The following is a 13875-nucleotide window of genomic DNA, read 5'->3' on the forward strand; positions in this document are numbered from 1 at the left end:
CTTCTCTCATGCGAGAAAAGAACGTATCCGGTATTAGCTCCGGTTTCCCGAAGTTATCCCAGTCTTATAGGCAGGTTGCCCACGTGTTACTCACCCGTCCGCCGCTAATCTCAGGGAGCAAGCTCCCATCGATTCGCTCGACTTGCATGTATTAGGCACGCCGCCAGCGTTCATCCTGAGCCAGGATCAAACTCTCCGAAGAAATGTTTGACTTGCTCATTTGCTTTTTTGATAGTGTGTGCTCACTTAAAATTTAACGTTGGCGCTTTGTTTTGTTCAGTTTTCAAAGAGCAATTTCGTTGTCGTTTACCTCGCAAGCGACTTTTACATCTTATCATGTTATCAACTGCGTTGTCAACATGTTTTTTTATTTTCTTTTGTTTTCTTTGTTTTGATGAAGCTGCGAAAGCTGATGTCCCGCAGCGACATGTATTAATATAACACCTATATTATTATTGGTCAACAATAATAATGCTTTTTTTAAAAGTTTTTTTATATACGATAAAACCGATGATAAACCTCGTGTCCTTTTGTCTCCACTTTGACGACATCGATTACCTTTTTCTCTATCAAATATTCCAGTAGAACACCTAGATCGACCGAATAAAACTTAAGTTCCGGATGCTCCATAAGCTCCGCGATCGTCCACGGATCTTCTTTCTTCCCCATTATTTCAACCAGATGCTGTGAACCGGCATTCGTCCTTGAATAAATAAGGAATTCACTTGCAAGGAAAAGAAGCTCCAATCTTTTTTCGAGAGTTTCCTCACTGCTGATCAACTCTTTATAAAGCTTGTAGATTTCAGGTTCCATATGCTTCACTTGGTTCCAGACCGTAACCTCCGGATAAAAACCTTGTTCTATTATTTCCAAACGGGCCAAATGATGCAGGGAATGAACGATATGGTTGTATGCATCAAGATGATGCCCCTTTTCAAAAAAGCTTTTCCCATCCATGTACCTGCGAATTAACTTTGCGAACTCCATCCCCATCTTTAACTTCCTTCCATAGAAGGGGAATTCCCGGATTTCGGTTTTCAAACGGTCCAAATATTCATTTCGGTCAAAAAGGACCTTTCCATTATAAATCCAGTCAACCACTTTGCGATTGGTTCCTAATAGAAGCCATTCTTTTAACTGATCTTCCTTTACAATATGTAAGGCAGCTTTTTTATCCTGGTAAGTGTAATGTTTTAAAAACACGGCCTCTTCCGCTTCGTCTACAATCACAAAAAGGATGTAGTCAAATGTATCGGTAACGGGACTTTTATCATCTCTTTTTTCTATTAACAAGATTCCAAGTGTAGATTTTAAACTTGCTCGCTCTTGATAAATCGGGCGAAGGATATCTTCCATCATAAATTCCTCCAAAACCTTTTTTTTTTAACTTTCGACAAAACTCTTCAAAATCCTGCCTTTTTCATTTACCCAAGGTCCATTCAATTCAAAAGTAATTTGTATCCTTTATTTCTTTTTTGTTCCATCCTTAGTTTATGTTATAGTTAAAGTTATATTTTAGGAGGGACAATCCATGGCTAAATATTCTAGCAAAATCAATAAAATACGTACATTTGCTTTGAGTTTGATATTCATTGGCTTTATCGTAATGTATCTAGGGCTTTTCTTCAAAACACATCCTATTGTCATGACGCTTTTCATGGGGCTTGGTCTCTTATTCATAATCGCCAGCACCGGGGTTTATTTTTGGATTGGGATGCTATCTACAAAATCGATCCAGGTTGTCTGTCCTAACTGTGGCAAACCCACAAAAATATTAGGGCGTGTGGATATTTGCATGCATTGCGAAGAACCATTGACCCTTGACAAAAAGTTGGAAGGCGAAGAATTCAACGAAAAATATAACCGCAAAAGCCTACAAGACTAAAGGTACGAGCTAGATTACCACCCCATCACTTAGCTTTTAATTATATCATTACTTTATAACATGAAAAAAAGTTCCAACCAAATGGAGGAACTTTTTTTAATGCGTTTCTTTTTTCGCACAATCCGTGCAGTCGCCGTAGATTTCCATCCGATGGTGACTAACATTGAAACCGGTGACTTGTGCTGCGAAATGCTCGACTTCATCCAATGCAGGATAATCGAAATCCACAATCTTTCCACAGGTTTGGCAGATTACATGATAATGGTTCGTGGTCACAAAATCAAACCTTGCTGAAGAATCACCATACGTTAGTTCTTTTACCAAACCTACCTCACGAAAAACGCGTAGATTATTATAAACGGTCGCTACACTCATATTTGGAAACTTGCCTTCCAGCGCTTTATATATATCATCAGCGGTAGGGTGGGACATGGAACTTATCAAATATTCAAGTATCGCATGGCGTTGAGGAGTTATTCTTACACCGGTATCTTTAAGGGATTCCAACGCTTCTTTTAACTGAACTTCAGACACCGTCATCCACCTCTTTTTCTCATTAAGTATGAATTCTTACATTATAATATTTATAAATAGTGTACCTTTTGTAAGTGGATTTTGTCAATAATTCAAGTGTTTTACCATTCTTTTTTAGTTTATTCAAAACCATTGAATCTTTCCCATTTTTGTATGGAGTTTAGTATCCCCTCGATAAGTCGATAACATTGATGAAGTCTTTTCCAGCTTTCAAGTATTCAAGCATGTTTTTTTCGAAAATTGCAAAGGTTCTCGGTAAATATTCACCGCTTTTACTCGAAAGATGCGGTGTTACTGTAACATTCTCCATCCTCCAAAACGGATGCCCTTTTCCTAAAGGCTCCGGATCAAATACATCCAAGATGGCATGTGCCAGTTCCTTTGTTTCCAAAGCTTCAATCAGCACTTCTTCGTTAACCAGATCACCGCGGCCAATATTCACGAAGACGGCGGAGTCTTTCATCGCTTTAAAGTGTTCCTTTTGCAAAAGATCCTTTGTCTCCACGGTACTAGGTAAAACGGATATGATGTAATCTGCTTCCGGCAAGGCCTCTAATAAATGGTCAAGGGTGTAAAGGCGATCGATGGACTCCACCGGTTTTCCACTCCGATTCACCCCCATTATCGTCATCCTAAAAGCCTTACCCAAACGAGCCACTTCTCCGCCAATTGCACCGGCACCGAGAATAAGCATCTTTTTCCCATTCAATTCCCCTACTTCAATCTTTCTATCCCACAGTTCTTCCCCTTCATTTTTCATAAGCAGTTTCATTTTCTTTTCATATTGTAAAAGCATCCCTATCGTATATTCGGCCATCGGTATTTTATGAATGCCTCTTGCGTTCGTCACCAAAATCCCGCGATCCTCTATCGCTTTGAAAGGCATTAATTCCATCCCTGCACTCATGACCATGATCCATTTCAAGTTCGTCGCTTTCCCGATGACTTCTTCCGTTAAATCCTCTCCGTATGTAATCAAGATTTCCGCTTCACTAAGTGGCTCATCTGTCCATTGTGGCTCATCTGTCCATTTTTCTTGATAAATGAAGTTCAAATCTGAAAAAGCGTCCTTCATCTTCGTTTGGATGCTTTCGTTCGGAATGATCGTTGAAAGTATTAACATATTCATCTCTCCCTATTAATTAACATAAAAAAACACGGGCTCTGTATGTCCCGCGCAACTTTCTCTGAGGAGGTATTCCCTTAATAAAGCATATTCAAGTGTCCTCTTTTTGAGTTGGACAAAAGCCTCACCCTTATTAAAAAAGGCTTTATTTTAATAAATTTGGATTTAAAGCACGTAGTTCCGGCAAAATGAAAACGCCATCCCTTCTGATCAGGACGTCATCAAAGTAGATGTCACCACCGCCATATTCAGGCCGCTGGATCAAGACCATATCCCAATGTATCGATGAACGATTTCCATTATCCGCTTCATCATAGGCAAGTCCTAGAGCCAAGTGCAGGCTTCCGCTTATTTTCTCATCGAACAATGTATCGTCCATAGGCTCCAATATGTATGGATTGATTCCAATCGCGAACTCCCCGATAAAACGGGACCCTTCATCAATATCGAGAATTTCATGCATTTTAGAATGTCGATTGGAAATGGCTTTCATGATTTTTCCCTTTCGGAAGGTTAATTCTATGCCACTAAAGGTGATTCCTTCATAGGTTGTGGGTGTATTGAAAGTTATCCTTCCATTGACACTCTCCTTTAGAGGTGCCGTAAATACTTCCCCGTCGGGTAAATTCTTCTTTCCCGCACATATGATAGCCGGCATACCTTTAATGGAAAACGTCAAATCCGTCCCTGGTGAAATGATCCTGACTTTGTCAGTGCGTTCCATCAATTGCTTTAATGGTTTCAGTGCCTCCTCCATTTTCCCGTAATCCATTGTGCATACGTTCAAAAGGAAGTCTTCGTACCTGCTAAAGCTCATTCCGGCTTTTTGCGCTGATGCGTTGGTAGGATAATTAAGTAAAACCCAACGTCGGTTGTTTACATAAAAAAGAGTGGAAGAATTCATGGCCTCCCCTTGAAGACGGTGCCTCTCAACGGGGACATCAGTCATTTCCCCATCGTTTTCTTCACCGGTGATGATGATGACCGCATCGATATCGGTATACTTCTTCAAAGCCCATTCAGAAGAGGTGTCAAGTTGTTCCTTCACATTCCCTAGCAACAAATGCCGGCTTATCTCATCGTCTTCTAGTTCTACATATGGATAAGCACCGACTCTGTATGTTTCATCAATCAGCTCTTTCAATAATGGTTTCGTGTTAATATGGCCCCGTATGAGGATTCTCTCTTTTGGCTGTAATCGTATCGAATGATGAATCAGCATGGCAGCAAGCTTCGTTATTCGCTCATCCTTCATCTGCCTGTCCCTTATTTTTCGAGGTCGCGAAGCGTTTCAAGAGCTTCTTCAACGTGGCCTTTGACCTTTACCTTACGCCATTCTTTGACGATCTTACCTTCCTTATCAATCAGAAAAGTTGAACGTTCAATGCCCATGTATTCCTTTCCGAAGTTCTTTTTCAATTGCCACACATCAAATGATTCAGCAGCTTCATGATTTTCATCAGCTAGCAGCAAAAAAGGCAATCCATGCTTTTCAATGAATTTTTCATGACGTGTTGCCGGGTCTGGACTGATCCCTATGATGACGGCGTTCAGTTCCTCAAACTGCTTATTATGGTCCCGGAAATCACAGGCCTCCGTCGTGCAGCCTGGTGTCATATCTTTTGGGTAAAAATATAAAACAATGTATTTGCCCTTAAAATCCGATAAGGAAACCAATTCTCCATTGTTTGCAGTGAGTTGAAAATCAGGTGCTTTTTCGCCAATATTAACAGTCATTTTGAACCCTCCATTTCTTTCATTATGGTAAGAGTACCCAATAATCGAAAGAAACACAACTTTCATTTATCCTTCCTATCTTTCTGATCCAAGTCGATTACCGTCCGAATCACAAACGCTGCCGGGAGCGTGTACCCGATGAAGGCCTGAATCGTAGCTATCATCCTGCCCATGCCTATTGGGGCTATATCTCCATACCCTACAGAAAACATCGTCATCGCACTAAAATAAAAAGAAGTCTTCAGCTGTTCATAGAAAGTCCCATCCAAACGATTGCCCATATCAAGAATCACCGAATGATTCTGAAGCTCGTATAATAAATAAATCAGTGCAAATCCAACTAATATTGTCGCATATAAATTGCCAAGCCACAGCAAATCCTCCAAGGAAAACTTCTTTCCTCCTGACTCAACAAGAAATAACGTCCGAATGCTCATCACCATGCAAAAAATGATTCCTGCAATCAAGATGTAGAATGTCATTCCCCACGCCCCATTTCAAAACGCCACTTCCTTTATACATACTCCCTGTCCAAACAATATATTCTTTATTAGGGACTGACTTCATACTTACCACTCCCACAGCCACTACGGGTTCGTCAGGGGTCGGGAGCTTTTTCCTTGTTGACCATTAAGGTCGGATATGTTAAGATTGTCTAAATTTTTATAATAGTTTTTATTTTATAAAAGTTTAGTGCCTGCAGTCAGCTTATCGAGCAGGTTTTATGAAATTTCATATGTGGAAATAGGTTCCTAATTTTCATTAGGATTAAAAGGGAAGCCCGGTGTAATTCCGGCACGGTCCCGCCACTGTAATGGGAATGTTAGCGCCATCCATATGCCACTGATCTTAAGGATTGGGAAGGCTGGAGCTAATGATATTCCCTAAGTCAGGAGACCTGCCTGTTTCAACAACACTGTTTTAACCTACGGGAGATAGGGAGGTGTTAGGGACCTTATAATTGAAAGGGGTATTTTGCATACCTCTTTATTCTAAGCATTTCTAACTTTCTCTTTTTGACGGTTAGGGGTGCTTTTTTTGTTGTTTTCCATCAAATTAAAAGAATGCAGGAGGATGAGAATATTGAAAAGTAGTAGTTTAGGGTACCCGCGAATCGGTGAAGATCGTGAATGGAAACGCACATTGGAAGCTTACTGGTCCGGGAAAATCGTTGAAACGGAATTTACGGCACAACTAGAAGCCATCCGGTTGGGCAATTTGCAAAAACAGAAAGATCAAGGCATTGATATCATTCCTGTCAATGACTTCACTTTATATGATCAAATGCTCGATATGTCGGTCATGTTCGGTCTTGTTCCTGAACGTTATTCCGCTTATGAAGGCGGCGCCGTTCCCCTTTCCGTTTATTACTCCATGGCCCGTGGTAACAAGGATGAAGTCGCTTCAGAAATGACGAAATGGTTCAATACGAACTATCACTATATCGTCCCGGAATTAAAACGGGCACAGCTGAACTTAACAGAAAACAAACCACTTGCTGCATACCGGGAAGCCAAGGAAAAGCTAGGGATTGAAACGAAGCCCGTGTTAATTGGACCTTATACCTTCATCTCCCTTTCCAAAGGCTTCAACAAAGAAGATATTCCTGGCATCATCCTGAGTTTGCTTCCCCTATACACGCAAATCCTGCAAGAGTTGGAGCAAGAAGGAGTGAAATGGGTGCAAATCGATGAACCTTCCATTGTTTCATCAATTTCCAAAGATGATATGCAAACAGTTGCATACCTCTACGAAAAACTGAATGAAGCAGCACCAAACCTGAACATCATGCTTCAAACATACTTTGATGCCGTGGAACACTACCAAGAGGTCATTGAATTACAAGTTCAGGGGATCGGTCTTGATTTTGTACATGACAAAGGGAAGAATCTTAGTAATCTTGAAGAATTCGGCTTCCCGAAGAACAAAGTGCTTGGTGCAGGTGTGATTGACGGAAAAAACATTTGGCTTTCTGATTTAACGAAAAAAATCCAATTGATCGAGACGCTTAAGAAAAAAGTAGCCGAAGACCAGATCTGGCTTCAGCCCTCTTGTTCCCTGCTTCATGTCCCAGTGACCGTCCGCAATGAGACTCTGATTGCCAAAGAAGTGAAAGAGGCCCTTGCTTTCGCTGATGAGAAGCTTAAAGAAATCACACTCTTGGTCAAAGGAAATAACCAAGGTCTAGATGCTATCGCCGAAAAAGTGGACGCCAATAAATTAGCGGTTCAAACGTTAGCAAGTTCAAATGCACGAAATCATAAAAGTGTACAATCCAATGTCGAAAAGGTTAAAACCAAGACCACAGGACGTCAGCTTCCATTTAAAGAGCGTTATCAAAAACAACAGGACTTTTTCAAATTGCCTTTTCTTCCTTCCACTACGATCGGCAGCTTTCCGCAGACAGTTGAAGTTAAACAAGCACGCGGGAAATTCAAAAGAGGAGAATGGACCGCTTCGCAATATGAAACATTCGTAAACGAAGAAATCGGCAGGTGGATCGAAATCCAAGAAGAAATCGGTTTGGATGTTCTCGTTCACGGGGAATTCGAACGGACGGATATGGTTGAATATTTCGGTCATAAGTTAGGAGGATTCGTCTTTCTAGAAAAGGGCTGGGTACAATCCTATGGATCCCGCTGTGTGAAACCACCAGTCATCTACGGCGACGTCCATTTTATCGAACCGATGACAGTCAGGGAAAGTGTATACGCACAAACACTGACGAAGAAGACGGTAAAGGGAATGCTTACTGGTCCTGTTACGATTTTGAACTGGTCATTTGTCCGTGATGATATTTCCAGGGAGAATGTTTGCTACCAGCTGGCACTTGCTTTGGAAAAAGAAGTCATTGCATTGGAATCAGCTGGAATCAAAATGATCCAAGTTGATGAGCCTGCACTTAGAGAAGGTCTGCCATTGAAAAAAAGCGATCGCGATGAGTATTTAAACTGGGCAGTTAATTCGTTCTTGATATCCACTTCAAGCGTGGAGGATACAACCCAAATCCACACACATATGTGCTATTGCGACTTCAACAGCTTCATGGATGTCATCTCCTCCCTCGATGCCGATGTCATTTCCATCGAAACATCCCGTAGCCATGGGGAGCTTGCTTCCGCATTCGAGGAAAAAACGTATGAAAAAGGTATTGGCCTGGGTGTGTATGATATTCACAGCCCGCGTGTGCCGGCAGTGGAAGAAATGGTTGATATGATTGAACGGGGCATCAAAGTATTGGATAAAGACCAGTTTTGGATCAATCCCGACTGCGGCCTGAAAACGAGGGGGATCCCGGAAACCGTCGCTTCCCTGAAAAACATGGTCGAAGCAGCAAAAATCGTCCGTGAAAACCTTTTAGCTAAAACAACAGGCAAATGATTGAGAAGAACGCTGCCCACCCAACAAAGCAGTCACGGACTTTTTTAACCGACCTTGTTTTTCCACCGGATACAAATCATCACAATACCATCTTTGGCGGGAAAGTAATGGCCTATGTTGATAAAATAGCCTGCATTTCAGCTATGCGCCATTGTCGAAAACCCGTTGTGACTGCTTCAAGCGACTCTTTTGATTTTTTGGCCCCCATCAAGACAGGGGATGCTATCAACCTTGAAGCTTATGTCACCTGTGCTCATCGCACATCAATGGAGGTATTCGTCAAAGTGGAGCGTGAGAACCTATTAACAGGTGAAAAACAGCTTACGGCACGCGCCTTTTTAACGATGTTGGCCATCGATGAAGATGGCAGGCCGACAAACGTACCTCAGGTCATTCCCGAATCAGAAGAGGAAAAACAGCAATATGTTCAAGCACAAGCAAGATATATTGAAAGAAAGAAAAAACGGAACTAAACAAAGACCCCTTCAACAGGAATGCTGTTGAAGGGGTTTCTTTTAGTTCCCCGCACCGCGGTATCTCTTCACTCCCTGATTCCATATGAAAACGGATATCATGAAAAAGGCAACCCCGATTACAGGTGTGGCAAATGCATATGCATACCACTCTTCTTTTCTAAGGAAATAAGATGCAGGATACACGCCAACAAACGCGAATGGCAGCACCCATGTAAGGACAAAACGAATGACCTTATTATAAATATCAACAGGATAGCGTCCGTAGTTCCCGATATTGTACATCATGGGCATGATGGAAGTTTTCGCATCAGACCAGAACCCGATGCTTGCTATTGCAACGAAAATGGCTGCATAAGCAAGAGCCCCTCCTATTGCAAAAATGATGAAAAGAATCGGATCATACCACGCAAGCTCCAGATCCAATTTAACCCCTGAATAGAATATAATGATCAAACCGGTCACAACACCAAATAACGCTTCAAGCTCGATTCTTTCTAATATGACTTGAAACAAGCTATGAATCGGCCTTGTTAATATCCGGTCCATCTCCCCTTTGACGATATAGCGATCATTGAAATCCCAGATATTGAAAAAGGCTGAAAAAAGGGCGAATGGAATAAGGAAGAATCCATATATGAATATGATTTCTTCACGGCTCCAACCGCTTAAAAATTGTGTATGTCCAAAAACGACTAAGATAAATACCAGATTCACGACCTGATTCAGCAGGTCAGATAGGATTTCCATGAAGAAATCGGCTCTATACTGCAATCTTGTTTTCATATACTGACTCACATATTGAAAAAACATCGATACATAAAACATCCCATCAACCCCCTTGAACAATCAGCTGTTTTTTCGCGACTATCCATAAAAGCTGAATCGGTATAATGAGAATGATAACCCAAATTAACTGCTGTAATAGTGCCATGCCAATTTCGCCTGAACTGTACCCATTCGTAAAAATCATGCTTGGTACATAACTGATCCCCTGAAATGGCAAGTATTTCATCACTTCCTGCGCCCATATCGGGTAGAAACTGATGGGCAGCAACAGACCGGAAAATAAATCGATGATGACCCTTTTAGCCCGAATCAACCCAGCATTATTATATAAGAAAAAAGTAGTGATTCCCGTCAATAAGTTAATTTGTGTATTGATGATGAAGCTGAACAGCAAGGAAATGGCGAATATCCCCCACGTTGCCGGCTCATGCGGCAATTCGATAGGAAAAATGAAAGCCACCAGCAGCATGCCCGGAATCGAAAAGAAGAAGAAACGGAATATCCCTTCCCCAAGTCCTTGCATCGTTTTCATGCCTAAATAGTTATAAGGCCTGATCATTTCAATGGCGACCTTGCCGTCCTTTATCTCATTGGCAATTTCGCGGTCAATATTATTGAAATAAAAAGCACGTGCCATCCAAGCAACCGCGACATAAGTGGTCATCTGCATACTTGAAAGTCCTTCAATGGAGCTTTTTTCTCCATATATCGCATTCCATAAGAAATAATAAGCACCGATATTAATGCTATAAATTAAAATGCCTGTATAATAATCCGTTCGATACGCAAGCATCATCAAAAAACGCATGCGGATCATCGCTAAATACTTCCCCATGGCCCTCTCCCTTCTTGATAGACACGTTGTTTCTTAATGATAAGAGAGTCAGACAGTGCCTTCTTCGTAAATATTTCGAACAATCTCTTCGATGGACGTTTCATGAATTTTGATGTCCTTTATTTTAAAATGCGATACGACAGCTGAAACAAGCTGTGAAATATGATCACTTTCTTCCTTCAACAAAGCAATGTACGTTTGATTTTTCTCATCATAAACCCAGTTTGCGTCAAATGGGAGCGGTAAGGATCGCAATTCCTGTAAGGCAACCGGCTCGATAAATTGAAAATGGATCTGTTTTTCCTCAGCCCAGTTATCTTTTAAACTCTGCAATTCCCCATCATAAATGATTTGTCCTTCATCAAGCATGATTACACGCTCACACAATGCCTCGATGTCACCTAAATCATGGGTGGTCAAAAGGATTGTCGTATTGTATTTCTCATTGATTTCTTTCAGGAACTCACGAATCTTCATCTTCACGAGTACGTCAAGGCCTATTGTCGGCTCATCCAGGAACAGCAAAGGCGGATTGTGGATCAATGCTGCCGCAAGTTCGCAGCGCATTCGCTGCCCAAGCGAGAGTTTACGCACTGGCTTGTCAAGCAAAGGACCGATATCGAGCGTCTTGATGACATGTTCCATATGATCGCTATATTGTTCATCCGTTACTTTATAGACTTTTTTTAGCAGTCTGAAGGATTCTTGAACGGCAATATCCCACCAAAGCTGTGACCGCTGACCAAATACGACCCCGATTGTCTGCGTGAACTTTTCTCTTTCTTTATGTGGGTTCATGCCATTTACCGTGATTTCACCTGCTGTTGGTTCCAAAATGCCCGTCAGCATTTTGATCGTGGTCGATTTCCCTGCTCCATTTTCCCCGATATAAGCTACCATCTCACCTTTTTTTACAGTAAAATTGATATCATTGACGGCAGGGACGATTTTATAATTTCTTGTTAGTAAATCCCGGAAGGCACCCTTTAACCCTGAACGGCTTGATGCCGACTTAAATTCCTTCCGCAGCTGTTTCACTTGAATTGCATCACTCATCCTGTTAAATCCTCCGTAATCTCTTGTCCTAATGCATTAGTTTATCCAACCTCAGCTTTTTAGACAATAAAAATGCCTGGATTTCGTGTACCATTTTAAAGGGGGAATCCAGACGAGTACGAATACACATACAAAGGAGACTATTATGCTATGAATATTAAAAAATTATTACTTTCCCAAATCGAAAAGGTCGTCCTCGGCCTTCAATATGACTTCCTTTACGAAGATGAATATGGTGAATTATTATGCCAGGTCATCAAAAGGGATTCCTCTGGATCGATAGAAAGCACCCCCATAAGTTTCCACCTTCATATTAATGAAGAAAAAGGCACCGGCCAACTTATCTATTACCAAACCGAGGGAGAAATAAACCGCCAAACCTTCGATATCGAAAACCCTGCCACCATCTTGGCCATTCTTACTTTCATAACCGGGGTTTTGGGATCTGACTCTATTTCCCAAACAAAATAAAGGATCAGGAATCCTGCGGTTTCTAAGGCCGCAACGTTTCATTAAGGACCTGATCACATTACCTAGGCTTTTGCCCCGGATTTCCGGACGAAAAAGTGCTATGATTAAGAAGAATATGTTTGTATTTTTAGGAGGTTTTAAGATTGGATTTTAGTAATTCGGAGCTTTTACATAAAGAGGCACTGGAACATATCGTCGGTGGGGTGAACAGCCCATCCCGCTCTTACAAAGCAGTAGGCGGCGGTTCACCAGTTGTCATGGATCATGCCAAAGGCGCTTATTTCTGGGATGTTGATGGCAATAAATATATCGACTATTTAGCTGCATATGGACCGATCATAACAGGGCATGCACATCCACATATTACGGAGGCCATCGTAAAAGCGGCAGAAACGGGCGTTTTATACGGCACACCGACAAAACACGAAGTCAAATTTGCCAAAATGTTGAAAGAAGCAATGCCTTCCCTTGATAAAGTTCGCTTCACCAATTCAGGAACTGAGTCTGTCATGTCCACCATCCGTGTGGCACGCGCTTACACTGGACGCGACAAGATCATCAAGTTTGCCGGCTGTTACCATGGTCACTCCGACCTTGTTCTTGTCGCTGCAGGTTCCGGCCCGGCCACACTAGGTACACCGGATTCTGCTGGCGTCCCAAAAAGTATCGCACAAGAAGTGATCACGGTACCTTTCAATGATATCGAACCGTTTAAAGAAGCATTGAATAAGTGGGGCAACGAAATTGCAGGCGTACTGGTTGAACCGATCGTCGGCAACTTTGGAATCGTCGAACCACGACCTGGCTTCCTGGAAGAAGTCATATCTTTATCTCACGAAGCCGGATCACTCGTCATTTTCGACGAAGTCATCACAGCTTTCCGCTTCATGTACGGAGGGGCACAGGACTTCTTGGGAATTCAACCCGATTTGACAGCCCTTGGAAAAATCATCGGCGGTGGACTTCCAATCGGTGCCTATGGCGGCAAAAAAGAGATCATGGAAACTGTCGCACCGCTTGGTCCAGCCTATCAAGCAGGTACGATGGCTGGAAATCCTGCTTCCATGCTTTCCGGCATAGCTTGCTTAGAGGTACTTAAAGAAGAGGGTCTGTACGATGAGCTTGATCGATTAGGAAAAATCCTTGAAGAAGGCATCCTGAAAGCGGCTAGCCAATATAATGTCCCAATCACCATCAACCGCCTTAAAGGGGCATTGACGATTTATTTCACGACAGAAACGATTGAAAACTATGAGCAGGCGGAAAATACCGATGGCGAAATGTTTGCGAAGTTCTTCAAACTCATGCTCAACCAGGGCATCAATTTGGCACCTTCGAAATACGAAGCCTGGTTCTTGACAATAGCTCACACGGATGATGATATCGCGTATACTCTAAAAGCGGTTGAACATGCATTCAAAAACCTGATTTAAGAAATAAAAATAGAATAATTATGCAATATTTATACACCCCCAGGATATACATGATTCTTGGGGGGTTCTTAATTCCCATGTAATATATCGTTATAATTGGCCTTTGAAGCCTTTTTCCTCGAAAATCCCATCCATTCCAGCATCCAAACCATTGT

14 protein-coding genes, 1 rRNA gene and 1 riboswitch are annotated in these 13875 nt (G+C 41.9%); of the genes, 5 read left to right on the forward strand and 10 right to left on the reverse strand.

What is annotated here, in order from left to right:
* Together LQ203_RS15340 and LQ203_RS15345 are read right to left on the reverse strand one after the other, a co-directional pair.
* Positions 1-202 (reverse strand): 16S ribosomal RNA (locus tag LQ203_RS15340); the annotation flags it as partial.
* A 290-nt stretch (positions 203-492) separates the two neighbouring features.
* Complete coding sequence (locus LQ203_RS15345; protein WP_230159376.1) at positions 493-1356, reverse strand: nucleotidyltransferase-like protein; 864 nt, start codon at positions 1354-1356, stop codon at positions 493-495.
* A 175-nt stretch (positions 1357-1531) separates the two neighbouring features.
* Between LQ203_RS15345 and LQ203_RS15350 the strand changes: the two genes are divergently transcribed.
* The gene (locus tag LQ203_RS15350) at positions 1532-1885 is read left to right on the forward strand and encodes a YgzB family protein (RefSeq protein WP_230159244.1); all 354 of its coding nucleotides are present in this window, start codon (positions 1532-1534) and stop codon (positions 1883-1885) included.
* A 96-nt stretch (positions 1886-1981) separates the two neighbouring features.
* Here the strand turns inward: LQ203_RS15350 and perR are convergent, their stop codons facing one another.
* The 5 genes from perR to LQ203_RS15375 all read right to left on the reverse strand — a co-directional run bounded on the left by perR (position 1982) and on the right by LQ203_RS15375 (position 5764).
* Complete coding sequence (perR, locus tag LQ203_RS15355; protein WP_290370594.1) at positions 1982-2419, reverse strand: peroxide-responsive transcriptional repressor PerR; 438 nt, start codon at positions 2417-2419, stop codon at positions 1982-1984.
* A 160-nt stretch (positions 2420-2579) separates the two neighbouring features.
* Positions 2580-3542 carry a D-2-hydroxyacid dehydrogenase gene (locus LQ203_RS15360; RefSeq protein WP_230159246.1) on the reverse strand — a complete coding sequence of 321 codons (963 nt, stop codon included), beginning with the start codon at positions 3540-3542 and terminating at the stop codon, positions 2580-2582.
* Positions 3543-3690: 148 nt separating this feature from the next.
* Positions 3691-4800, reverse strand: a complete 1110-nt coding sequence (locus tag LQ203_RS15365) for an aminopeptidase (protein ID WP_230159247.1) — start codon at positions 4798-4800, stop codon at positions 3691-3693.
* Positions 4801-4811: 11 nt separating this feature from the next.
* Entirely contained in the window at positions 4812-5282 is a 471-nt protein-coding gene (bcp, locus tag LQ203_RS15370; protein WP_230159248.1) for a thioredoxin-dependent thiol peroxidase, read from the reverse strand.
* A gap of 62 nt (positions 5283-5344) precedes the next feature.
* The gene (locus tag LQ203_RS15375; RefSeq protein WP_230159249.1) at positions 5345-5764 is read right to left on the reverse strand and encodes a potassium channel family protein; all 420 of its coding nucleotides are present in this window, start codon (positions 5762-5764) and stop codon (positions 5345-5347) included.
* A gap of 247 nt (positions 5765-6011) precedes the next feature.
* Positions 6012-6203, forward strand: a riboswitch (cobalamin riboswitch).
* A 153-nt stretch (positions 6204-6356) separates the two neighbouring features.
* On the opposite strand from LQ203_RS15375, the gene metE reads away from it, so the two are divergent.
* Complete coding sequence (gene metE, locus LQ203_RS15380) at positions 6357-8663, forward strand: 5-methyltetrahydropteroyltriglutamate--homocysteine S-methyltransferase (RefSeq protein ID WP_230159250.1); 2307 nt, start codon at positions 6357-6359, stop codon at positions 8661-8663.
* A complete protein-coding gene (locus LQ203_RS15385; RefSeq protein WP_230159251.1) occupies positions 8660-9136 on the forward strand; it encodes an acyl-CoA thioesterase in 477 nt (158 codons plus the stop codon). The genes metE and LQ203_RS15385 overlap by 4 nt, the downstream gene beginning before the upstream one ends.
* 42 nt (positions 9137-9178) lie before the next feature.
* On the opposite strand, the gene LQ203_RS15390 is transcribed toward LQ203_RS15385, so the two are convergent.
* From LQ203_RS15390 to LQ203_RS15400, 3 genes are read right to left on the reverse strand one after another with little or no spacing between them, the layout of a single operon-like run.
* Complete coding sequence (locus LQ203_RS15390) at positions 9179-9964, reverse strand: ABC-2 family transporter protein (protein WP_230159252.1); 786 nt, start codon at positions 9962-9964, stop codon at positions 9179-9181.
* Between the two features lie 4 nt (positions 9965-9968).
* Positions 9969-10760, reverse strand: coding sequence for an ABC-2 family transporter protein (locus LQ203_RS15395; protein WP_230159253.1), 792 nt, complete (start codon positions 10758-10760; stop codon positions 9969-9971).
* Positions 10761-10808: 48 nt separating this feature from the next.
* A complete protein-coding gene (locus LQ203_RS15400; RefSeq protein ID WP_230159254.1) occupies positions 10809-11816 on the reverse strand; it encodes an ATP-binding cassette domain-containing protein in 1008 nt (335 codons plus the stop codon).
* Positions 11817-11966: 150 nt separating this feature from the next.
* Between LQ203_RS15400 and LQ203_RS15405 the strand changes: the two genes are divergently transcribed.
* Positions 11967-12287, forward strand: coding sequence for a hypothetical protein (locus LQ203_RS15405; RefSeq protein WP_230159255.1), 321 nt, complete (start codon positions 11967-11969; stop codon positions 12285-12287).
* A gap of 143 nt (positions 12288-12430) precedes the next feature.
* Positions 12431-13720: a glutamate-1-semialdehyde 2,1-aminomutase gene (locus LQ203_RS15410; protein WP_230159256.1), complete on the forward strand. Its 1290-nt coding sequence runs from the start codon at positions 12431-12433 to the stop codon at positions 13718-13720.
* The last annotated feature ends 155 nt before the right edge of the window (positions 13721-13875 follow it).

This window comes from Peribacillus sp. Bi96, assembly GCF_918698115.1.
In the GTDB taxonomy this organism is placed as follows: Bacteria; Bacillota; Bacilli; order Bacillales; family DSM-1321; genus Peribacillus.